Annotated in this window: 17 protein-coding genes; 13 read left to right on the top strand and 4 right to left on the bottom strand. The window is 67.1% G+C overall.

What is annotated here, in order from left to right; genetic code table 11:
• Positions 1-5: 5 nt before the first annotated feature.
• Genes dgcB through ACXI0U_RS26270 form a run of 4 tightly spaced genes read left to right on the top strand, consistent with a single transcriptional unit; the run spans position 6 to position 4295 of the window.
• Complete coding sequence (gene dgcB, locus ACXI0U_RS26285; protein ID WP_479551023.1) at positions 6-1970, top strand: dimethylglycine demethylation protein DgcB; 1965 nt, start codon at positions 6-8, stop codon at positions 1968-1970.
• A 46-nt stretch (positions 1971-2016) separates the two neighbouring features.
• Positions 2017-3249, top strand: a complete 1233-nt coding sequence (etfA, locus tag ACXI0U_RS26280) for an electron transfer flavoprotein subunit alpha (protein ID WP_479551022.1) — start codon at positions 2017-2019, stop codon at positions 3247-3249.
• Positions 3239-4018, top strand: a complete 780-nt coding sequence (etfB, locus tag ACXI0U_RS26275; protein ID WP_021218168.1) for an electron transfer flavoprotein subunit beta — start codon at positions 3239-3241, stop codon at positions 4016-4018. The genes etfA and etfB overlap by 11 nt, the downstream gene beginning before the upstream one ends.
• A 31-nt stretch (positions 4019-4049) precedes the next feature.
• Positions 4050-4295, top strand: coding sequence for a hypothetical protein (locus ACXI0U_RS26270; protein WP_021218169.1), 246 nt, complete (start codon positions 4050-4052; stop codon positions 4293-4295).
• Positions 4296-4540: 245 nt separating this feature from the next.
• Here the strand turns inward: ACXI0U_RS26270 and gbdR are convergent, their stop codons facing one another.
• Positions 4541-5641 carry a choline metabolism transcriptional regulator GbdR gene (gene gbdR, locus ACXI0U_RS26265; protein WP_021218170.1) on the bottom strand — a complete coding sequence of 367 codons (1101 nt, stop codon included), beginning with the start codon at positions 5639-5641 and terminating at the stop codon, positions 4541-4543.
• Between the two features lie 414 nt (positions 5642-6055).
• A complete protein-coding gene (locus ACXI0U_RS26260) occupies positions 6056-7432 on the bottom strand; it encodes an L-serine ammonia-lyase (RefSeq protein WP_043240747.1) in 1377 nt (458 codons plus the stop codon).
• Between the two features lie 267 nt (positions 7433-7699).
• Here ACXI0U_RS26260 and ACXI0U_RS26255 point away from each other — a divergent pair, with 267 nt between their 5' ends.
• From ACXI0U_RS26255 to betI, 6 genes are all read left to right on the top strand, one after another.
• On the top strand, positions 7700-8641 hold the full coding sequence (locus tag ACXI0U_RS26255; protein ID WP_043240749.1) for a choline ABC transporter substrate-binding protein: 942 nt from the start codon (positions 7700-7702) through the stop codon (positions 8639-8641).
• A gap of 671 nt (positions 8642-9312) precedes the next feature.
• A complete protein-coding gene (locus ACXI0U_RS26250) occupies positions 9313-10509 on the top strand; it encodes a quaternary amine ABC transporter ATP-binding protein (protein ID WP_021218173.1) in 1197 nt (398 codons plus the stop codon).
• Positions 10510-10511: 2 nt separating this feature from the next.
• Positions 10512-11396 carry an ABC transporter permease gene (locus ACXI0U_RS26245; protein ID WP_021218174.1) on the top strand — a complete coding sequence of 295 codons (885 nt, stop codon included), beginning with the start codon at positions 10512-10514 and terminating at the stop codon, positions 11394-11396.
• Between the two features lie 51 nt (positions 11397-11447).
• A complete protein-coding gene (locus tag ACXI0U_RS26240) occupies positions 11448-12392 on the top strand; it encodes a choline ABC transporter substrate-binding protein (RefSeq protein WP_021218175.1) in 945 nt (314 codons plus the stop codon).
• A gap of 132 nt (positions 12393-12524) precedes the next feature.
• Positions 12525-13379 (top strand): glycine betaine ABC transporter substrate-binding protein, encoded by an 855-nt coding sequence (locus tag ACXI0U_RS26235; RefSeq protein ID WP_021218176.1) that lies wholly within the window; start codon positions 12525-12527, stop codon positions 13377-13379.
• Positions 13380-13583: 204 nt separating this feature from the next.
• A complete protein-coding gene (gene betI, locus ACXI0U_RS26230) occupies positions 13584-14177 on the top strand; it encodes a transcriptional regulator BetI (protein WP_021218177.1) in 594 nt (197 codons plus the stop codon).
• Positions 14178-14300: 123 nt separating this feature from the next.
• Here the strand turns inward: betI and ACXI0U_RS26225 are convergent, their stop codons facing one another.
• Complete coding sequence (locus ACXI0U_RS26225) at positions 14301-15836, bottom strand: BCCT family transporter (RefSeq protein WP_184488570.1); 1536 nt, start codon at positions 15834-15836, stop codon at positions 14301-14303.
• 362 nt (positions 15837-16198) lie between these two features.
• On the opposite strand from ACXI0U_RS26225, the gene betB reads away from it, so the two are divergent.
• Positions 16199-17671, top strand: a complete 1473-nt coding sequence (betB, locus tag ACXI0U_RS26220) for a betaine-aldehyde dehydrogenase (RefSeq protein WP_374979623.1) — start codon at positions 16199-16201, stop codon at positions 17669-17671.
• Positions 17672-17746: 75 nt separating this feature from the next.
• Positions 17747-19438, top strand: coding sequence for a choline dehydrogenase (gene betA, locus ACXI0U_RS26215; RefSeq protein WP_374979622.1), 1692 nt, complete (start codon positions 17747-17749; stop codon positions 19436-19438).
• Between the two features lie 66 nt (positions 19439-19504).
• Here betA and torT read toward each other — a convergent pair whose 3' ends face one another.
• Complete coding sequence (gene torT / locus ACXI0U_RS26210) at positions 19505-20536, bottom strand: TMAO reductase system periplasmic protein TorT (RefSeq protein ID WP_043240760.1); 1032 nt, start codon at positions 20534-20536, stop codon at positions 19505-19507.
• A 127-nt stretch (positions 20537-20663) separates the two neighbouring features.
• On the opposite strand from torT, the gene mdtD reads away from it, so the two are divergent.
• On the top strand, positions 20664-22079 hold the full coding sequence (mdtD, locus tag ACXI0U_RS26205; RefSeq protein ID WP_374979621.1) for a multidrug transporter subunit MdtD: 1416 nt from the start codon (positions 20664-20666) through the stop codon (positions 22077-22079).
• Positions 22080-22085: the final 6 nt, after the last annotated feature.

The following is a 22085-nucleotide window of genomic DNA, read 5'->3' as shown; positions in this document are numbered from 1 at the left end:
CTGCAATGCTGAACACTATTCTCCCCATCCTGCTCTTCGTCGCCCTGGCACTGGCCGTACTCGGCGCCGCCAAGCGCTTCCTCATGTGGCGCCGGGGCCGGCCGGCGAAGGTCGACTGGCTGGGTGGCCTGCTGGCCATGCCGCGCCGCTACCTGGTGGACCTGCACCACGTGGTCGAGCGCGACACGTACATGTCCAAGACCCACGTGGCCACGGCCGGCGGCTTCGTCCTGGCGGCGCTGCTGGCGATCCTCGTGCATGGCTTCGGGCTGCACAGCCGCATCCTCGGCTTCGCCCTGCTGGCGGCCACGGCGCTGATGTTCGTCGGTGCCCTGTTCGTGGCCAAGCGTCGGCGCAACCCGCCGGCGCGGCTGTCGAAAGGCCCGTGGATGCGCCTGCCGAAGAGCCTGCTGATGTTCGCCGCGAGCTTCTTCATCGCCACCCTGCCGGTGGCCGGCATCCTCCCGGCCGGCTTCGGCGGCTGGTTCCTCGCGGCCATCCTCGCCGTCGGCGTGGCCTGGGGCGTGTCCGAGCTGTTCTTCGGCATGACCTGGGGCGGGCCGATGAAGCACGCCTTCGCCGGGGCCCTGCACCTGGCCTGGCACCGCCGCGCCGAACGTTTCGGTGGCGGCCGTTCCACCGGCCTCAAAGCCCTGGACCTGGCCGACCCGAGCGCGCCCCTGGGCGTGGAAAAGCCCACCGACTTCACCTGGAACCAGCTGCTCGGCTTCGACGCCTGCGTGCAGTGCGGCAAGTGCGAGGCCATGTGCCCGGCCTTCGCCGCCGGCCAGCCGCTGAACCCGAAGAAGCTGATCCAGGACATGGTCATCGGCCTGGCCGGCGGCAATGACGCCAACTTCGCCGGCAGCCCTTACCCAGGCAAGCCCCTGGGCGAACACAGCGGCGGCCCGCACCAGCCCATCGTCGCCCTGCAGGGCAAGGCCCTGGTGGACGCCGAGACGCTCTGGTCCTGCACCACCTGCCGCGCCTGCGTCGAGGAGTGCCCGATGATGATCGAGCACGTCGACGCCATCGTCGACATGCGCCGCCACCTCACCCTGGAAAAGGGCGCCACCCCGAACAAGGGCGCCGAGGTGCTGGAAAACCTCATCGCCACCGACAACCCCGGCGGCTTCGCCCCCGGCGGGCGGCTCAACTGGGCGGCGGACCTGAACCTGCCGCTGATGAGCGAGAAGAAACAGGCCGACGTGCTGTTCTGGGTCGGCGACGGCGCCTTCGACATGCGCAACCAGCGCACCCTGCGGGCCTTCGTGAAGATCCTCAAGGCCGCCGAGGTCGACTTCGCGGTGCTCGGCCTGGAAGAGCGCGACAGCGGCGACGTGGCCCGTCGCCTGGGCGACGAAGCCACCTTCCAGCAGCTGGCCCGGCGCAACATCGCCACGCTTTCGCAGTACCGCTTCACGCGCATCGTCAGCTGCGACCCCCACAGCTTCCACGTGCTGAAGAACGAATACGGCGCCCTCGGCGGCCACTACCAGGTGCTGCACCACAGCACCTTCATCGACGAACTGGTACAGGGCGGCGCGCTGAACCTCGGCCAGAGCAAGGCCGGTGCCGTGACCTACCACGACCCCTGCTACTTGGGCCGCTACAACGGCGAGTACGAAGCCCCGCGCGCCGTGCTCAAGGCCATCGGCATCGAGGTGAAGGAAATGGCCCGCTCCGGCTTCCGCTCCCGCTGCTGTGGCGGCGGCGGTGGCGCACCGATCACCGACATCCCCGGCAAGCAACGCATCCCCGACATGCGCATGGTCGACATCAAGGAGACCGGCGCCGAGGTGGTGGCCGTGGGTTGCCCGCAATGCACCGCGATGCTCGAAGGCGTGGTCGCGCCGCGCCCGGAGATCAAGGACATCGCCGAGCTGGTGGCCGAGGTGCTGGTCGAGGCCCCGGCAGAAGCGAAGAAGCCGGCAGCGGCGAAACGCGAAGCCGTGGCGGAGGTGCATTGATGCAACACCTTGCCCACCTGCGCCCCTCCCGCACGGAGATACAACGATGAGCGACATCATCCGCCGCGACCCGCGTGCCGAGCGTATCGCCCGCAATCGCCTGCACCCCCTGCACGCCGCAATGCAGCAGCAGGGCCAGACCCGCTGGATGGGGCCCAACGGCGTCATCCGCAAGAACCCCCACGCCATCGCCGTCGGCTTCATCGGCCCCGCCGGGATCAAGCGCATAGACCGCAGCGGCGCCCAGCAGGGCACCAGCGGCAAGCGCAGCGGTGCCAGCGAGGCGGTGCAACTGCCGCTGCATGTGGTGGCGCAACCGGCGTTCTACATCGCCGTGGTGCCGGACATGGTCGGCGGCCGACTCGGCAGCCACGACAAGGACCTGCTCGGCCTGGCCAGCAAGCTCGCCGGCCAGGACGGCGCGGTGGTCGCGGTGCTGTTCGGCGACGACAAGGAAACCGCCTTCGACAGCGCGGGCGTCGACCGCATCCTGCGCATCCAGGGCGAGGCCTTCGACGGCTACGCGCCGGAAGCGCGGGTGCTGGCCCTGAGCGCCGTGGAAAGCCAGCTCGCCCCGCGCCACTGGTTGCTGCCCGACAGCCGCAGCGGCGGTGGCGAACTGGGCCGGCGCCTGGCCGCCAAGCTCGGCGAGCGCCCCGCCACCCGCGTCTGGCAGGTGGATGGCGAGCACTGCAGCGGTCGCGCCGGTGCCGGTCGCGAGGACCTGGTGCGCGCCACGCCGCGGCTGATCCTGGCCGCCGCCGAGTGCGCCGAGCCGGTCAGCGAGACCCGCCACGAAGCCAGCCCCATCGAGCTGCAGGCCAGCATCGCCCGCAGCCTGCCGCGCATCGAGGACCTCGGCGCGGTGGCCGTGGACCCGGCGCAGATTCCCATGGCCGAGGCCGAATTCATCCTGTCCGGCGGCAACGGCGTGAAGGACTGGGCGCAGTTCCACGAAGCGGCCAAGGTACTGGGCGCCACCGAGGGCGCCTCCCGCGTCGCGGTGGACGACGGCCACATGCCGCGCAACCGCCAGGTCGGCGCCACCGGCACCTGGGTCACCGCACGGGTCTACCTGGCGGTGGGCATCTCCGGCGCCATCCAGCACCTGCAGGGCATAGGCGCCTGCGACAAGGTGATCGCGGTGAACATGGACCCGGGCTGCGACATGATCAAACGTGCCGATCTCTCGGTGATCGGCGACTCCGGCGCCATCCTCGCCGCACTGATCGAACGGATCACCGCACACCGTCAGGGAGGCGCACGCGATGCCGCATGACGCACTGAACATCGTCGCCCTGGTCTCGGTCGGCGCTCACCCCACCTCCGGCCGCCCACGGCGTGCGGAGCAGGACGCGCGGGCCGTGGAACTCGGCCTGCGCCTGGGTGGCGAACGCCTGCAGGTGCTGCACGCCGGCAACCCGCGCGAGGAGGCCCTGCGCGCCTACCTGGGCATGGGCCTGGCGCAGATCGCCGTGCTCGAACAACCCGCCCAGGCCGACGCGCTACCCGCCCTGGCCGATTACCTCGCCGAGGCCGGTGCGCAACTGGTGCTCACCGGCAGCCAGGCGGAAACCGGCGAAGGCTCGGGCATGCTGCCCTTCCTGCTGGCCGAGCGGCTCGGCTGGCCGCTGGTGGTGGGCCTGGCCGAAGTGGAGAAGGTGGAGAACGGCGTGGCCCAGGTGCTGCAAGCCCTGCCCCGTGGCCAGCGGCGCCGCCTGCGGGTGCGCCTGCCGTTTCTCGCCAGCGTCGACAACGCCGCCCCGGTGGGACGCCAGAGTGCCTTCGGCCCGGCGCGGCGCGGCACGCTCAAGGCCTGCGACGTCGAGGTGGTTGAAGACGCGCTGCTGGCCGAGGCACGCTTGCAGCCGGCACGGCCCAGGCCCAAGCGCCTCAAGGTGATCAAGGCCAAGACCGGCGCCGAGCGCATGAAGGCGGCCACGGCCAAGGCTTCAGGCGGGGGCGGCAAGGTGCTCAAGGACCTGTCGCCAGACGAGGGTGCCGAGGCTATCTTCAAGCTGTTGATGGAAGAAGGAGTGCTGCGCTGACGCGCAGCCCGATGACCGGAGGAGACAGGCCATGATGCATGCCGATCTGATCGACCAGGAAGATTTCCGCGAGCGCCTGGTGGCGCTGGGGCTGGCCATTCCCTCGGGGGTGAGCGCCGAACAGGCCTGCGAACACGCCGTAAGCGGCCTCAGCCCCGAACGCGCCGTGGCCCTGCGGCGCCTGGTGGAGGAACTGCTGGGAGGCCGCGCCACCCTGCTGCCCAACGTGCGCGAGGCCATCTCCCGTACCCTGCTGCCGGCGCTGGTACCGCGCTGATCCACCCGCAACGAAAAAGGGCGCCGATGGCGCCCTTTTTCATGCCCGGAACCCATGCACACAGCCCCGTAGGATGGCGTAGAGCGAAGCGAAACCCATCACTCTCGGGCACAGACATGACCCTGGCGCTGGCCGGGCAGCATGGGTTTCGCGGAGCTCGCGGAACGCCGCCCGACCCATCCTACGAATTGCGCTCGGAACTGGCCTCCGGGGTAAAAGGGGCCGCTGTGCGGCCCCGGGAGGTTTTACAACCGCACGCTGGCGAAGGTGGACTCACCCTGGGCGCGGGTGAGGGCCGCCATGGCGGTGGAGGACGAAGGCCGCATCAGGTCCTCGGGCATGGGCACCAGGGCGACCACGTTGGCGTTCTGGTTGGCGCGCTCGTCACGCGGCGGGATGCCGAAGTACTCGCGGTAGCACTTGGAGAAGTGCGGCGTGGAGACGAAGCCACACACCGAGGCCACTTCGATGATCGACATCGCCGTCTGCTTGAGCAGCTGGCGCGCGCGGATCAGGCGCAGCTTCAGGTAGTAGCGCGAGGGCGAGCAGTGCAGGTACTTCTGGAACAGGCGCTCCAGCTGGCGGCGGGACACGTCGACGTAGCAGGCCAGTTCGTCCAGATCGATGGGCTCCTCGAGGTTGGCCTCCATCAGCGCGACGATTTCCTGCAGCTTCGGCTGGTTGGTGCCGAGCATGTGCTTGAGCGGCACGCGCTGGTGGTCCTGCTCGTTGCGGATGCGCTCGTAGATGAACATCTCGGAGATCGCCGCCGCCAGTTCGCGGCCGTGCTCGCGGGCGATCAGGTGCAACATCATGTCCATCGGCGCGGTGCCGCCGGAGGAGGTGTTGCGGTTGCGGTCGATGGAGAACAGGCGGGTGGTAATGGCGGCGCGGGGGAAGGCCTCCTGCATCGCCGCCAGGCATTCCCAGTGCACGCTGCAGTCGTAGCCATCGAGCAGGCCGGCCTTGGCCAGCGCCCAGCTGCCGGTGCACACGGCGCCGAGTTGGCGGCCCTGGCGCGCCTGGGATTGCAGCCACTGCAGGTGTTCACGGGTAACGCTGTGCTGGATATCGACTCCGCCGCAGACGATCACCGCATCCAGTGCCGGGGCGTTCTCCAGGCCCGCATCGGGAGTGATCTGCAAGCCATCGCTGGCGCTTACCGGCAGGCCCGTCTGGGTCAGGGTGAACCAGCGGTACAGCTCCTTGCCGGACAGCTGATTGGCCATGCGCAGCGGTTCCACTGCCGAGGCCAGGGAGATCAGGGTGAAGTTGTCCAGCAGCAGGAAGCCGATGGATTGGGGTGCGCGGTTCTGGGGCTGGGAGCCCTGGTTGGACTGTGACATCTGAAAACCCTCACGCTAAACACGCTGTGAACCTTCGTTGCGAGGTTCTCTTCTTATGGTTCTGGTACGACGACTGACCCAGACGGTTGCCCCTGATACGAGGCAAAGGTCATGCCTAAATTGTTCAGCCGTTCAATAAAAATGCATAAGCGCATCCAAACCCCATGCCAGCGGGGCTAGGCGAGAGCGACAGAAATATTCTGTTAACGACCGCCAGGCCGCGTGACTCCTGGGGTCTGGGGCATTAGGTAGCACCCGCTGGTGGTGCCGTTGTCACCCCGCTACATCCAGGAATACCGGGCGTAACAGACGGACGGCAGCGCAGGTGACCGAATGGTCACGCGGGGCGCTGGCAGCGCCCCGGAGCGTCGCACCAAAAGCTGGCAAGGCGACGCGCCGGGGAGCGAAAGCGGGTCAGCATTCGATGGCGCTGACGGCCAGGCCGCCGCGCGAGGTTTCCTTGTACTTGTCGTGCATGTCCGCGCCGGTATCGCGCATGGTGCGGATCACCTGGTCGAGGGAGATGAAGTGCTCGCCGTCGCCGCGCAAGGCCATCTGTGCCGCGTTGATGGCCTTCACCGCTGCGATGGCATTGCGCTCGATGCAGGGCACCTGCACCAGCCCGCCCACCGGGTCGCAGGTGAGCCCGAGATTGTGCTCCAGGCCGATCTCGGCGGCGTTCTCCAGCTGTTCCGGGGTAGCACCGAGCACTTCGGCCAGGCCGGCGGCGGCCATGGCGCAGGCCGAGCCGACCTCGCCCTGGCAGCCCACCTCGGCGCCGGAGATGGACGCGTTCTTCTTGCACAGGATGCCCACGGCGGCGGCGCCCAGCAGGTAGTCCACCACGTCGCCGTCGGAGGCCTCGGGGTTGAACTTCATGTAGTAGTGCAGCACCGCCGGGATGATGCCCGCCGCGCCATTGGTGGGCGCGGTGACCATGCGCCCGCCGGCGGCATTCTCCTCGTTCACCGCCAGGGCGAAGAGGTTGACCCACTCCATGGCGCTCATGGTCGAGCCGATGACATTGGGTTTGCCCAGCTCCTGCAGGCTGCGGTGCAGCCTGGCGGCGCGGCGACGCACGTTGAGGCCGCCGGGCAGGATGCCTTCCTGGCTCAGGCCGTTGTCCACGCATTCGCGCATGGCGTCCCACAGGCGCAGCAGCCCGGCGCGGATATCCGCCTCGCTGCGCCAGGCCTTCTCGTTGGCCAGCATCAGTTCGGAAACCCGCAAGCCATGGCGCTTGCACAGCTGCAACAGCTCCTCGGCGCTGGAGAAGTCGTAGGGCAGCCGGGTGTGATCCTGGTCGAGCTGGCCGGCGGCGGCCTGCTCGGCGTCGACGACGAAACCGCCGCCGACGGAATAGTAGGTGTCGCGGTGCAGCTCGCCGCTCTCACCGAAGGCCACCAGGGTCATGGCGTTGGGGTGGTAGGGCAGGTTCTCGTCGAGCAGGCGCATGTCACGCTGCCAGTCGAAGGGCACCGGCAGGCGACCATCCAGCGGCAAGGTGCCGCTGGCGAGCAGCTCGGCGATACGCGGGGCAATCTGCTTGGGGTCGATGCGGTCCGGCCACTCGCCCATCAGGCCCATGATCACGGCACGGTCGGTGCCATGGCCGATGCCGGTAGCGGAAAGCGAGCCGTAGAGGTTCACCTCCAGGCGCGTCACCCGCTCCAGCAGCTGGCGCTCACGCAGAGCGCCGACGAAGAGCACCGCAGCGCGCATGGGGCCGACGGTATGGGAACTGGAGGGACCGATACCGATCTTGAACAGGTCGAACACGCTGATAGCCACGATGGTCTCCGCGACGGGTGATGGGGCGTGGCCGACATCATCTGCATTTCCACCGCGAGCCGGCGTCCCACACCGACCCGCTCGTGTCCAAATACGCCGCGGCGTCATGGATGAAAAAGCGACAGCACCTTCCTGCTTGCGACCTGCTTCGTAGAAGCCCGCCCGACTTCGTCACATGATCCGGGCGCACCCGCACCGGCCAGCAGCAGTCCGTTCGCCGCGCGGACAGGCGATCGCCATCCCCTCGACTCTGCTGTGGAAGTCCCCATGAACCCATTGATCCCCCGGTTCCTGGCCGTAGCGCTCTGCACCCCGCTGCTGGCACAGGCCGCCGTTGAACCGGAATCCTGCAAGACCGTCCGTTTCGCCGATGTCGGCTGGACCGATATCACCGTCACCACCGCCGTCACCCGCTACGTGCTCGCCGAGCTCGGCTACAGCACCCAGGTCAAGCGGCTCTCGGTGCCCGACACCTACAAGGCGCTGTCGGAAAAGAAGATCGACGTGTTCCTCGGCAACTGGATGCCGAGCATGGAAAACGACATCGCGCCCTACCGCGAGAACGGCAGCGTGGACACCCTCGGTGCCAACCTCAAGGGCGCCAAGTACACCCTGGCGGTCAACCAGGCCGCCTATGACGGCGGCCTGAAAAGCTTCGCCGACCTGGCAAAGTTCAAGAAGGAACTGGGCGGCAAGCTCTACGGCATCGAGCCTGGCAACGATGGGAACAAGTTGATCCAGAAGATGATCGACGACAAGGCGTTCGGCCTCGCCGACTTCAAGCTGGTGGAGTCCAGCGAGAGTGGCATGCTGGCCCAGGTGAAGCGCGCCGAACACCTCAAGCAATGGGTGGTGTTCCTCGGCTGGGAGCCGCACCCGATGAACAACCAGTTCCAGATGCATTACCTGGCTGGCGGCGACGATTACTTCGGCCCCGACTTCGGCGGCGCCACTGTCTACACCAACACCCGCGCCGGTCTGGCCAAGGAATGCCCCAACCTCGGGCGCCTGCTGGGCAACCTGGAGTTCAGCCTGGATATGGAGAACCACCTGATGGGGGCCATCCTCAACCAGAGCACCAACCGCCGGCGCGAAGCCAAGGCCTGGCTGAAGGCGCATCCGGAGCAATTGGAGAAGTGGCTGGTGGGCGTCACCACCCGCGACGGGAAAATGGCGAATGCCGCCCTCGGGCTCGCCGCAGCGCCATGAATTTCGCTTTTTCTCGAATCCGCTGTAGCCCCCGGCAGCTCTTGCCTGAGGCCGTGTCAACCCCTGAAACCCGCGCCCTGCGCGGGTTTCAGCATCCCCAACAGGTGAAAAATTTCTGTTATGGTTTTTTTCGGCAACCGGCCTTGTGTCGTCGCCCAACACGTCAGGGTCGTAAACCGACAATTGCCCGGCTACCGAGGCTATATCGTTGACTCAGCCGATTTCGTCGCTGTCCTTTCAAGCCTGAACTGACAGACCTGGGCCCTCAGCCCTGGACCGAAGAACAGAAAACGGCGGAGCCAATGTCTAAGGCGCCCGCCCTACAAGAAATTTCGGATGTACGCACACCTCAGGACGAGGTGTTGATCGACCCAAGGACAGGGTTTCGTAGCACTGCCAGAGGGTTTGGAAAGCGGTTTGCAAAACAGCGGAATGATGGTTAGGAACTCAAGGAATCGAACGCTCGTCCATACACCCCAGGTGTCATGGCGAATCCTCGAATCCGTGCAGTGCCTAGCCCGCTCCGCCGGTCGCGCGATTCTCCTGCCAAGCCCTGGAACCAGTAAACCCACACAGGCAATAACAGTCGGCATCGCCTGTCGGCGCGTCCCCGTGGCGCCCGTCCGGTCCCGTGTAGCTGATCTGGATGTCTACTGAAGGGGAACCATCCCATGCAGTCTGGAAAAATCGTTGTCCAGAACCTCTACAAGGTTTTCGGCCAACAGCCACAAGAAGCCATCGACTTGCTCAAGCAAGGCTGGAGCAAGGAAAGGATCCTCGCCGAACGTGGCGCGGTGATCGGCGTCAGCGACGTGTCGTTCAGCGTCGAGGAAGGCGAGATATTCGTGCTCATGGGCCTCTCCGGTTCGGGCAAGTCCACGCTCATCCGCCTGATCAACCGGCTGATCGAGCCCACCGCCGGTGACGTGTTCATCGACGGCCAGAACGTCGCCAAGCTGCCCAAGGCGCAACTGATCGACCTGCGTCGCCGCGACATGAGCATGGTCTTCCAGTCCTTCGCCCTGATGCCTTCGCGCACCGTGCTGGACAACGCCGCCTTCGGCCTCGAAGTGGCCGGCAAGGGCAAGAAGGAACGCGAGCAGCGCGCCATGGAGGTGCTGGAGCAGGTGGGCCTGGCACCCTTCGCGCAGAAGTACCCCCACGAGCTGTCCGGCGGCATGCAGCAGCGCGTCGGCCTGGCCCGCGCCCTGGCGGTCGACCCCTCGATGATCATCATGGACGAGGCCTTCTCGGCCCTCGACCCGCTCAAGCGCCGCGAGATGCAGGACGTCCTCCTGGCGCTGCAGAAGACTCACCGTCGCACCATCATCTTCGTCTCCCACGATATCGAGGAGGCCATGCGCATCGGCACCCGCATCGGCATCATGGAAGGCGGCAAGCTGGTCCAGGTCGGCACCCCGCAGGAGCTGATCGAGAAGCCCGCCAACGACTACGTGCGCAACTTCTTCGACACCGTCGACACCAGCCGCTACCTCACCGCTGGCCAGCTCAAGTCCGATAGCGTCCCGCTCTACGTGCATAACGGCAAGGCGCCCAACGCCCAGCAGGTGTGCCAGGAGCTGCAGGCGCTGGACAAGCACTACGCCTTCATCGTCGACGAGGACAACAAGTTCCGCGGCTCCATCAGCCTGGAGAAGATCGCCCTGCTGGTGGAAGAAGGCCAGAACAAGTGCCTGGAGCCTGAACTGCTCAAGCACATCGTGCCGGTACCCGAGGACCTTCCGCTGGAACAGGTGATCGAACGCCTGGTGGACAACGAAGGCCCCATCCCTGTCGTCGATCAGGACGGCCATTACTGCGGCGCCATCAGCAAGGGCCGCCTGCTTAGCCGTCTGCAGGGAGAATGACCATGAGCGAGAAACTGGATCTGGGCAGCTGGGTCAACGACGTCGTCCAGCACCTGCTGGATAACTACAGCGGTGCCTTCGAGAACATCGGCGCGGTGGTCAGCGGCTTCTCCGAGCTGATCGAACGCTTCCTCATGTGGCCGCCGGCCTGGCTGGTGATCGCCGTCTTCGTCGGCCTCGGGCTGTGGCGCATCGGCGTCAAGTTCGCCCTGTTCACCGCCGCCGCCTTCGTGCTCATCGTGCTCACCGGCTTCTGGGAACAGACGGTGGTCACCCTCGGGCTGACCTTCTCCTCCACCCTGATCAGCCTGTTGCTGGGCGTGCCCCTGGGCATCTGGGCGGCGAAGAGCGAACGGGTCGCCTACATCATCCGTCCCATCCTCGACTTCATGCAGACCATGCCGGCGTTCGTCTACCTGATCCCCGCCGCCATGCTCTTCGGCCTCGGCCGCGTGCCCGGGATCATCGCCACGGTGATCTTCGCCATGCCGCCGGCGGTGCGCCTCACCAGCCTCGGCATCCGCCAGGTGAACAAGGAAATCGTCGAGGCCGGGCAATCCTTCGGCTGCACCAGCTGGCAGCTGCTATACAAGGTGCAGCTGCCGAACGCGATGCCCTCGATCATGGCCGGGGTCAACCAGACCATCATGATGGCGCTGTCGATGGTGATCATCGCCTCGATGGTCGGCGCCGGCGGCCTGGGCAACGACGTGCTCGCCAGTATCCAGCGCCTGGACATCGGCCTGGGCTTCGAAAGCGGCATGGCCGTGGTGCTGCTGGCGATCATCCTCGACCGCATCACCGAAAGCTTCGGCACCCCGCAAACCGCTTCCCGCGGCCGTCTGTTCGGCTGGCTGAGCGCGCGGGCCAAGCTGCAACGGCAATAACGTATACCTAGAAAACAGAAGCCATCACTTTCCAGTAGCAGGGAGTTGCAGATGATGAACATGAAGAAGATCGCGGGTGCCGGCTTGCTGGCCTGCGCGCTGGTGCAAGGCGCGTGGGCACAGGACCCGGAGAGCTGCAAACAGGTGCGTTTCGCCGAGATCGGCTGGGCCGACATCTCCGCCACCACCGGCGTCGCGATGGTCCTCACCGAGGGCCTGGGCTACACCCCGCGCAAGATCATGGCCTCTGTACCGATCGCCTTCACTGGCGTGAAGAACAAGCAGATCGACGTGTTCCTCGGCTACTGGGCGCCCTCCATGGACGCCGTGATCGAGCCTTTCACCAAGGGCAACGGCGTGAAGGTGCTGCCGACCGCCAACCTCGAAGGCGCCAAGTACACCCTGGCCGTGCCCACCTACGCCGCCGAAGCGGGCCTGAAGAGCTTCCAGGACATCGCCAAGTTCAAGGACCAGCTGGGCGGCAAGATCTACGGCATCGAGCCGGGCAACGACGGCAACCTGCTGATCGACAAGATGATCAAGGGCGACCAGTTCGGTCTCGGCGGCTTCCGCATGGTCGAGTCCAGCGAGGCCGGCATGCTGGTCCAGGTGCAGCGCGCGGTGAAGAAGAAGGAGCCGGTGGTCTTCCTCGGCTGGGCCCCGCACCCGATGAACACCCAGTTCGACCTCACCTACCTCGCCGGTGGCGATGACGTGTTCGGCCCGGACTTCGGCGCCGCCAAGGTCTACACCGTGGTACCGCCGGATTACGAGGCGCGCTGCGGCAACGTCGGCAAGCTGCTGAACAACCTGCAGTTCAGCGTCGAGATCGAAAGCCAGCTGATGGACCGCGTCCTCAAGAAGGAAGACCCGGTCGTGGTCGCCAAGGACTGGATCAAGGCCAACCCGGCGATCCTCGACAAGTGGCTGGCCGGCGTCACCACCCTCGATGGCCAGGACGGCGCCGCCGCCGTCAAGAAACACGTCGGCCTCTGATTTTCCGCTTCCCGTCTCCTGCCGCCACGGCCCCGTCGGGCCGTGGCGTGCAGCGCCACCCAGCCCGCCCGAGAACGGGCCCGTGGCATCCAACGTAGCTAGCTGCCAATCCCACCTGATGGAGCATTACGTATGCGAAAGCTGAAGTCCCTGTGTCTGCAATCCATCGGCATCGCCGCCCTGGCCATTGGCCTCGGCGCCCACGCCGCTGACAAACCCACCCTGAAGATCGGTTACGTCAACGGCTGGGACGACAGCGTCGCCGCCACCCACGTCGCCGGCGAGATACTCAAGGAGAAACTCGGCTACGGCGTCGAGCTCAAGCCGGTGGAGCCCGCCATCATGTGGCAGGGCATCGCCCGCGGCGACCTGGATGGCACCCTCTCCGCCTGGCTGCCCGCCACCCACGGCGAATACTTCGAGAAGCTGAAAGACAAGGTCGTGGTCCTCGGCTCCAACTACAAGGGCGCCAAGATCGGCCTGATCGTGCCCGACTACGTGCAAGCCAAATCCATCGAAGACCTGAACAAATACAGCAAGGACTTCGACGGCAAGATCACCGGCATCGACGCCGGCGCTGGCGTGATGCGCCGTACCGAAGACGCCATCAAGCAGTACAACCTCGACATCAAGCTGATGCCCAGCTCCGGCCCGGCCATGGCCACCGCCCTGACCCGCGCCGAGAAGGCGCAGAAGCCCATCGTCGTCACCGGCTGGATTCCGCACTGGATGTTCGCCAAGTGGAAACTGCGCTTCCTCGAGGACCCGAAGAAGGTCTTCGGCGACGACGAGCACGTCGACACCGTGGTCAACCCGGGCCTGGAAGCCAAGGCGCCGGAAGCCACCGCTTTCCTCAAGAAATTCTCCTGGAACGGCGAGGAAGTGGGCGCCGTGATGCTGGCCATCCGCGAGGGCGCCAAGCCCGAAGAGGCCGCCAAGGCCTGGATCGCCAAGAACCCCGAGCGCGTGGCCGAATGGCTTAAATAAGCGCTGGCAACCTCTCGACGGCGATGCGTGCCCCCGGTGCGCATCGCCGTTTTTCGTTATGCCTCCCGCCTTTTCCAACGCTTCACGGCGCATGTCTTTGACCGACGGGTCATCCCTGAAGCGACCTTCTTGATTGATCGATCAATTTGATACGCCCTAGACTGCGCGCTTTCCTTCGTCCGAATTCGTCGTCTGGAGTGCCTGATGCCCAAGGTCGGAATGCAGCCGATCCGCCGTTCGCAACTGATCAACGCGACCCTCGAAGCCGTCGACCAGGTCGGCATGGGCGATGCCAGCATCGCCTACATCGCCCGCCTCGCCGGTGTCTCCAACGGCATCATCAGCCACTATTTCAAGGACAAGAACGGCCTGCTCGAAGCCACCATGCGCCACCTGATGCAGGCCCTGAGCACGGCCGTGCGCGAACGTCGCGCGGCCCTGGGCGACGACTCCGCCCGGGCGCACCTGCGCGCCATCATCGACGGCAACTTCGACGACAGCCAGGTCAACGGCCCGGCCATGAAGACCTGGCTGGCATTCTGGGCCACCAGCATGCACCAGCCCGCCCTGCGCCGCCTGCAACGGGTCAACGACCACCGCCTCTACTCCAACCTGTGCTGCGAATTCCGCCGCGTGCTGCCCCAGGAACCCGCCCGCGCCGCCGCCCGTGGCCTGGCCGCGCTGATCGACGGCCTGTGGCTGCGCAGCGCCCTCACCGGCACCACCTTCAACGCCCGGCAGGCGCTGCAGATCGCCTACGACTACCTCGACCTGCAGCTGGCCAAGGCGACCGGCTGACGCGCGTAATGGCGGCGCTGCGCGCCGCTTGGCGATTGAAATCGCCCCTACGAGTCATCCTTCATCCGCCACAAACGAAAACGCCCCGGGGTTTCCCCTGGGGCGTTGCTCATTGCGGGCCGGTCAGACGGGGCCGGGCGCGATCACCGGTGAGTGCCGGTTCATCTCCTGCGCCTCCAAGTCGGTGCGCATGGCCTTGAGCAGGGCGAACATGTAGAGCAGCAGCACCACCGAGAACGGCAGGCCGGCCAGCACCACCACCGTCTGCATGGCGGTGAAGTTGCCGGCGAATAGCAGGCCGATGGTCACCAGGGTGATCAGCACCGACCAGAAGATGCGCAGCCAGTTGGGCGCGTCCTCGTCCAGCTCGCCCCCCTTGCGCGACAGGTTGGCGAGCATCACCGAGCCGGAATCCGCCGGGGTCAGGAACAGCACGAAGCCCACGCAGATCGACAGGCCGATCACCGCCTTGGCCCAGGGGTAGTGCTCCAGCAGCAGGTAGATGGACATCGCCGGCTGCTCCAGCGCGGCCTTGCCCAGCTCGGCCGCGTTCTGGTCCATCACCAGGTCCAGGGCGCTGTTGCCGAAGATCGACAGCCACGCCAGGGTGAAGCCCAGGGGGATCAGCAGCACGCCGCAGACCAGCTCGCGCACCGTGCGGCCGCGGGAGATGCGGGCGATGAACATGCCGACGAAGGGCGCCCAGGAAATCCACCAGGCCCAGTAGAACAGGGTCCACAGGCCCATCCACGCCTCGCTCTTGCCGGACTGGCCGGTGTAGACGTACAGGTCGAAGGTCTTCAGCACCAGGCCGTTGAGGTAGTCGCCGAGGTTCTGCACCAGGCCGTTGAGCAGGTGCAGGGTGTCGCCGGCCAGCAGCACGAACAGCAGCAGGCCGCTGAACAGGATGATGTTGAGGTTCGACAGGCGGCGGATGCCCTTCTCGATCCCCGACACCGCGGCCAGGGTCGCCACCGCGCTCATCACCAGGATCACCGTCAGCAGCGCGCCCTGGCTGTGGGGATAGCCGAACAGGTACTCCAGGCCCGAGGAGACCTGCAGCGAGCCGATGCCGAGGTTGGTCACCAGGCCCAGCAAGGTGACGAAGATGCCGAAGCAATCCACCGCGTTGCCCACCGAGCCCTTCATCAGGCGCTCGCCGAACAGCGGATAGAGCGCCGAGCGCAGCGCCAGCGGCTGCTTGTGGCGGTAGGCGAAGTAGCCCACAGCAAGGCCCACCAGCGCGTAGATAGCCCAGCCGTGCACGCCCCAGTGGAGGAAGGTCAGCTGCAACGCCTGGCGCGCCGCGTGCTCGGTGCCCGCCTCGCCTTCCGGCGGGTTGTACAGGTGGTCGATGGGCTCGGAGGCGGCGAAATACAGCAGCGAGATGCCGATGCCCGAGGAGAACAGCATCCCCGCCCAGGCGCCGTAGCTGAAGTCCGGCCGGTCACCGTCCGCCCCCAGGCGCAGGTTGCCATAGCGGGAGAAGGCCACGTAGAGCACGAAGAACAGGTAGGCCCCGATGGCCAGCATGTAGTACCAGCCAAAGCTGCGCGAGAGCCAGCTCTGCGCCTTGTTCAGCCAGAGCCCGGCCCCCTCGGGGAAGAGGATCAGGGCGACGGTGAGGATCAGGATCAACGCGGTGGAACCGAAGAACACCACGGGGTTGAGCCGCGCACGCGACTCGGGATGCAGCGCAAGGGAAGCGGTACTCATGTGGAGAAGAGCTCCAGGGCAGTGAAAGCACGCGCCTGACGGCGCAACGACAGACCCGCGCCGCCCTGCCGACCCGCTCATGTAACCCGGCGAAGCCTCTGCAATGCGGCCTGAAGAGGTGCGGCGAACTGCCGCAGCCCCGTTCATGGAGCGCAGCTTATTCTTTGTTGTTTGAACGTTCAATAAAAATAAAGTAGGCTCGTTTTCACGCTTCCGGGCACCTTCGCCGTGCCCGGGATTCCGACAAAGGGCCCGCCCCGAGCGCGGCCCGCCTTGCGCAAACGAGACCTGAGAGGACGAACCCCATGGCCCGATTCGAAGACCAGAAGCTCTACATCGGCGGTCGCTACGTCGACTCCACCAGCGGCGCCACCTTCGAGAGCATCAACCCGGCCAACGGTGAGGTCCTCGCCAACGTCCAGCGCGCCGGCAAGGAAGACGTCGAGCGCGCCGTCGCCAGCGCCATCGAAGGGCAGAAGGTGTGGGCGGCGATGACCGCCATGCAGCGCTCGCGCATCCTGCGCCGCGCCGTGGAGATTCTCCGCGAGCGCAACGACGAGCTGGCCGCCCTGGAGACCCTGGACACCGGCAAGCCCCTGGCCGAGACCCGCGCCGTGGACATCGTCACCGGCGCCGACGTGATCGAGTACTACGCCGGCCTGGTGCCCGCCATCGAGGGCGAGCAGATCCCCCTGCGCGAAACCAGCTTCGTTTACACCCGCCGCGAACCCCTGGGCGTGGTCGCCGGCATCGGCGCCTGGAACTACCCGATCCAGATCGCCATGTGGAAATCCGCCCCGGCCCTGGCCGCCGGCAACGCGATGATCTTCAAGCCCAGCGAAGTGACCCCGCTGACCGCCCTCAAGCTGGCCGAGATCTACACCGAAGCCGGCGTGCCGGACGGCGTGTTCAACGTTCTCACCGGCAGCGGTCGCGAAGTTGGCCAGTGGCTGACCGAGCACCCGCAGATCGAGAAGATCTCCTTCACCGGCGGCACCGCCACCGGCAAGAAGGTAATGGCCAGCGCCTCCAGCTCCTCCCTCAAGGAAGTGACCATGGAACTGGGCGGCAAGTCGCCGCTGATCATCTTCGAGGACGCCGACATCGACCGCGCCGCCGACATCGCCGTCATGGCCAACTTCTTCAGCTCCGGCCAGGTCTGCACCAACGGCACCCGCGTGTTCATCCCGCGCGTGCTGCAGGCCCGCTTCGAGGCCAAGGTGGTCGAGCGCGTCAAGCGCATCCGCCTGGGCAGCCCGCAGGACGAGAACACCAACTTCGGCCCGCTCACCAGCTTCCCGCACATGGAAAGCGTGCTCGGCTACATCGAGTCCGGCCGCAAGGAAGGCGCGCGCCTGCTGATCGGCGGCGAGCGCGTCACCGACGGCGAGTACGCCAAGGGCGCCTACGTGGCCCCGACCGTGTTCACCGACTGCACGGACGAGATGACCATCGTCCGCGAGGAAATCTTCGGCCCGGTGATGAGCATCCTCGTCTACGACACCGAAGAAGAAGCCATCCGCCGCGCCAACGACACCGACTATGGCCTGGCCGCCGGCATCGTCACCCGCGACCTGGCCCGCGCCCACCGGGTTATCCACAAGCTGGAAGCCGGCATCTGCTGGATCAACACCTGGGGCGAGTCGCCCGCCGAGATGCCCGTCGGCGGCTACAAGCAGTCCGGCGTCGGCCGCGAGAACGGCCTCACCACCCTCGCCCACTACACCCGCATCAAGTCGGTGCAGGTCGAGCTCGGCGACTACTTCTCCGTCTTCTAAACGGCAACCCGAAGCGGGAAGCCAGGAGCCCTGAGCCCTGGCTTCCAGCCCCCAGCCATTTAAAGAGAGAGCCTCATGTCTCAAGAATTCGACTACATCATCATCGGTGCCGGCTCAGCCGGTAACGTACTGGCCACCCGCCTGACCGAGGACGCCGGCACCAGCGTCCTGCTGCTCGAAGCCGGCGGCCCTGACTACCGCCTGGACTTCCGCACCCAGATGCCCGCCGCCCTCGCCTATCCGCTGCAGGGCCGCCGCTACAACTGGGCCTACGAGACCGACCCCGAACCGCACATGAACAACCGCCGCATGGAATGCGGGCGCGGCAAGGGCCTGGGCGGCTCCTCGCTGATCAACGGCATGTGCTACATCCGCGGCAACGCCCTAGACTTCGACAACTGGGCCAAGGCGCCCGGCCTGGAAGACTGGACCTACCTCGACTGCCTGCCCTATTTCCGCAAGGCCGAGACCCGCGACATCGGCCCCAACGACTACCACGGCGGCGACGGCCCGGTGAGCGTCACCACGCCCAAGGCCGGCAACAACCCGCTGTTCCACGCCATGGTCGAGGCCGGCGTGCAGGCCGGCTACCCGGCCACCGACGACCTCAACGGCTACCAGCAGGAAGGCTTCGGCCCGATGGACCGCACCGTGACCCCGGAAGGCCGCCGCGCCGCCACCGGTCGCGGTTACCTGGACCAGGCCCGTGGCCGGCCCAACCTGACCATCGTCACCCACGCCACCACCGACCGCATCCTCTTCACCGGCAAGCGCGCCAGTGGCGTCGCCTACCTGCACGGCGACGGCAACGAGCCAATCACCATCAACGCCCGCCGCGAAGTACTGCTGTGCGCCGGCGCCATCGCCTCGCCGCAGATCCTCCAGCGCTCCGGCGTCGGCCCGAGCGCCCTGCTGCGCGAGTTCGACATCCCCCTGGTGCACGACCTGCCCGGCGTCGGCGAGAACCTGCAGGACCACCTCGAGCTGTACCTGCAGTACGCCTGCAAGGAGCCGGTGTCCATCTACCCGGCCACCAAGTGGTGGAACCAGCCCGCCATCGGCGCCAACTGGCTGTTCCGCGGCAAAGGCCTGGGCGCCAGCAACCAGTTCGAGGCCGGCGGCTTCATCCGCACCCGCCCCGAATTCGCCTGGCCCAACATCCAGTACCACTTCCTGCCGGTGGCGATTAACTACAACGGCAGCAAGGGCGTGCAGGAGCACGGCTTCCAGGCGCACATGGGCTCCATGCGCTCGCCGAGCCGCGGCCGCATCCGCCTCAAGTCCCGCGACCCGCGCGAGCACCCGAGCATCCTGTTCAACTACATGGCGTCCGAGCAGGACTGGCAGGAGTTCCGCGACGGCATCCGCATCACCCGCGAGATCATGGCGCAGCCGGCCCTGGACAAGTACCGCGGCCGCGAACTGAGCCCCGGTGCCCAGGTGCAGACCGACGCCGAGTTGGACGACTTCATCCGCAACCACGCCGAAACCGCGTTCCACCCTTCCTGCTCCTGCAAGATGGGCAGCGACGAGATGGCGGTGGTCGACGGCCAGGGCCGCGTGCACGGCATGCAAGGGCTGCGCGTGGTGGATGCGTCGATCATGCCGGAGATCATCACCGGCAACCTCAACGCCACCACCATCATGATCGCCGAGAAGATCGCCGACCGGATCCGTGGCCGCCAGCCGCTGCCCCGCAGCACCGCCAGCTACTACGTCGCCGGCGACGCCCCGGTACGCACCCAGCCGCAGCGCAAGGCCGGCTGAACCCCAGGGGCGGCCAGTACCGCCCCTTCATTCCCACAGACCGGGCTCCGGCCCGGGAGCCCCGCCCTACTCCGGCAGCTCCTGACGGATCATCCAGTGCCCACCCGGCGGCATCAGCCGGCTGATATCGAAATGCTCCAGGCTTTGCCGGTCCAGCATTTGGATGCGCGGGCTGACCCAGCGCGCCTCACCCTTGCCCTCCAGCGCCCGCACCGCCAGGTCGATGGCGATGCGCGCCTGGATCACCGGCGAATCCGTCGGTGCCGCCAGCACCAGCCCCTGGCGAATGTCCTCCACCACCCGCTCGGTGGCATACAGCGAGACCACCTGGGTCTGGAAGCGCGACGGCGACCCCTTGACCAGTTGCGCGGCGAAGGCGGCCGCTTCGGCATTGGCCAGCAGGTAGTCCAGGCGTGACTCACGCCCCAGCAGCCCGCGCACCAGCGCCGCCTGGGTCGAGCGGTCCACCGGCCCGTAGCCGCCATCGGCCAGGCGCACCGACGTGCCGTCCATGGCCGTGCGCAAGCCGCGCTCGGCGTCCAGCACCCAGCCCGCGTCCCTGGGGCCCGGCAGCCAGCCGAGGTTGATCGGCCCGCCCCCCGCCCTCTCACCGATGTAGCCCAGGGCCTCCCGCGCCATATCGGCGAAATCCACCCGCGCGTGCGCGGTCACGCCATCGCAGTCGATGCCGTTCACCAGGTCGATCACCGGCGTGCCGTTTCTTTTCAACTGCTCGATCTCGTGGCACAGGCCACGGGCCTCGATGGCGCCGATGACGAAGGCGTCGGCACCGAGCTGGATGCAGCGGGCCAGCTGGGCGCGCTGCATCGCCGGGAACTGGTAGCCGCCCGCTTCGTAGATGCCCAGCTGCACGCCCTGGCGCCGGGCTTCCTCGTCCAGCCCCCAGGCGACGCCCCACCAATAGCGGTCGATGCCATGGGGCAGCAGGGTGCAGATGCGCCAGGGCCGGCTGGCATGGTCGAGGGGCACGTAGTCGCGGGCCTGCCCGTCGGCGATCACCGGTACCGGGAACCACTGCGCCCCATGGCAGGGCGCCAGGACCAACAGGGAAAGCAGCAGCGCACAGCAGATCCGCATAGGGGCCATTCCGCAGCAAACGCGAGGGGGGAGTGAACCAAGCCTAGCAGCCGTCGCCGCTCGCGGCGGGATGACAGCCCGGCCGGCGGCGCCTAAAGTCCGCAAGGTCGCACGCCCAAGGAATCCCATGGCCGATCTGCCCAGCCTCGACGCCCGCACCGCCCGCCTGCTGCCCTGGCTGGTGGCCGTCGCCTTCTTCATGCAGGCCCTGGACGGCACCATCCTCAACACCGCCCTGCCGGCCATGGCCCGCGACCTGGCCGAAGACCCGCTGCGCATGCAGTCGGTGATCATCGCCTACATGCTCACGGTGGCCCTGTTGATTCCCGCTTCGGGCTGGATCGCCGACCGCTTCGGCACCCGCCGGATATTCTTCGGCGCCATCGTCCTGTTCAGCCTGGGCTCGTTGTTCTGCGCCCTCTCCGCCACCTTGCCGCAGCTGGTCGCCGCCCGCGTGGTGCAAGGCCTGGGCGGTGCGCTGATGATGCCGGTGGGGCGCCTGGTGGTGCTGCGCGCCTACCCACGTACCGAGCTGGTGCGGATCATGAGCTTCATCACCCTGCCCGGCCTGTTCGGCCCGCTGATCGGCCCCACCCTCGGCGGCTGGCTGGTGGAATACGCCACCTGGCACTGGATCTTCCTCATCAACCTGCCCGTCGGCCTGATCGGCGGCTGGGCCGCCTGGCGCTTCATGCCCGACCTGCGCTCCAGCGGCCCGGTGCGCCTGGACGTCTACGGTTTCCTGCTGTTCGGCACCGCCATGGTGCTGATCACCATCGCCCTGGAGGGCCTGGGCGAACTGCACCTGCCCCATGTGCGGGTGATGCTCCTGCTGCTCGGCGGCCTCGCCTGCCTGGCCGCCTACTGGCTGCACGCGGTGCAGGTGGAACAGCCGCTGTTCGCCCCCTCGCTGTTCCGCACCCGCACCTTCGCCGCCGGCATCCTCGGCAACCTCTTCTCGCGCCTGGGCAGCGGCGCCCTGCCCTTCCTCACGCCCCTGTTGCTGCAGGTGGCGCTGGGCTTTCCGCCGGCCCAGGCGGGGATGACCATGATCCCTCTGGCGCTCTCGGCGATGATCGCCAAGCCCCTGGCCAAGCCACTGCTCGACCGCCTCGGCTACCGCCGCCTGTTGCTGGGCAACACCCTGCTGCTCGGCGGCATGATCGCCAGCCTGGCGCTGATCGACGCCGACACGCCCTACCCGCTGCTGCTCCTGCACCTGGGCGCCCTGGGCGCGGTGAACTCCATGCAGTTCACCGCCATGAACACCGTCACCCTGCTCGACCTCGACGACCACCAGGCCAGCAGCGGCAACAGCCTGCTCTCGGTGGTGATGCAGCTGTCCATGAGCCTCGGCGTGGCGGTGGCCGCGGCGCTGCTGGGCGGCTTCGGCAAGCCCGATGCGCCCTCGGTGCTGGCGGCCTTCCAGGCCACCTACCTGTGCGTCGGCACCCTCACCTTGCTGGCGGCGGCGATCTTCTTCCAGCTGCCGCCGGACAGCGGTCGCGCCGTGCGTCGGGTACCCGACGATATCGGCCACTGATAAGGC

The sequence above is a fragment of the Pseudomonas sp. C9D1 genome (genome assembly GCF_056491235.1).
The sequence above is the reverse complement of the archived record's forward strand: the minus strand, read 5'-3'. Positions and strand labels throughout refer to the sequence as shown.

Excerpts from the sequence above, each read along its gene's own strand:
- dgcB (WP_479551023.1), top strand. The coding sequence starts at position 6 with ATGCTGAACACTATTCTCCCCATCCTGCTCTTCGTCGCCCTGGCACTG.
- etfA (WP_479551022.1), top strand. The coding sequence starts at position 2,017 with ATGAGCGACATCATCCGCCGCGACCCGCGTGCCGAGCGTATCGCCCGC.
- etfB (WP_021218168.1), top strand. The coding sequence starts at position 3,239 with ATGCCGCATGACGCACTGAACATCGTCGCCCTGGTCTCGGTCGGCGCT.
- ACXI0U_RS26270 (WP_021218169.1), top strand. The coding sequence starts at position 4,050 with ATGATGCATGCCGATCTGATCGACCAGGAAGATTTCCGCGAGCGCCTG.
- gbdR (WP_021218170.1), bottom strand. The coding sequence starts at position 5,641 with ATGTCACAGTCCAACCAGGGCTCCCAGCCCCAGAACCGCGCACCCCAA.
- ACXI0U_RS26255 (WP_043240749.1), top strand. The coding sequence starts at position 7,700 with ATGAACCCATTGATCCCCCGGTTCCTGGCCGTAGCGCTCTGCACCCCG.
- ACXI0U_RS26250 (WP_021218173.1), top strand. The coding sequence starts at position 9,313 with ATGCAGTCTGGAAAAATCGTTGTCCAGAACCTCTACAAGGTTTTCGGC.
- ACXI0U_RS26245 (WP_021218174.1), top strand. The coding sequence starts at position 10,512 with ATGAGCGAGAAACTGGATCTGGGCAGCTGGGTCAACGACGTCGTCCAG.
- ACXI0U_RS26240 (WP_021218175.1), top strand. The coding sequence starts at position 11,448 with ATGATGAACATGAAGAAGATCGCGGGTGCCGGCTTGCTGGCCTGCGCG.
- ACXI0U_RS26235 (WP_021218176.1), top strand. The coding sequence starts at position 12,525 with ATGCGAAAGCTGAAGTCCCTGTGTCTGCAATCCATCGGCATCGCCGCC.
- betI (WP_021218177.1), top strand. The coding sequence starts at position 13,584 with ATGCCCAAGGTCGGAATGCAGCCGATCCGCCGTTCGCAACTGATCAAC.
- betB (WP_374979623.1), top strand. The coding sequence starts at position 16,199 with ATGGCCCGATTCGAAGACCAGAAGCTCTACATCGGCGGTCGCTACGTC.
- betA (WP_374979622.1), top strand. The coding sequence starts at position 17,747 with ATGTCTCAAGAATTCGACTACATCATCATCGGTGCCGGCTCAGCCGGT.
- torT (WP_043240760.1), bottom strand. The coding sequence starts at position 20,536 with ATGCGGATCTGCTGTGCGCTGCTGCTTTCCCTGTTGGTCCTGGCGCCC.
- mdtD (WP_374979621.1), top strand. The coding sequence starts at position 20,664 with ATGGCCGATCTGCCCAGCCTCGACGCCCGCACCGCCCGCCTGCTGCCC.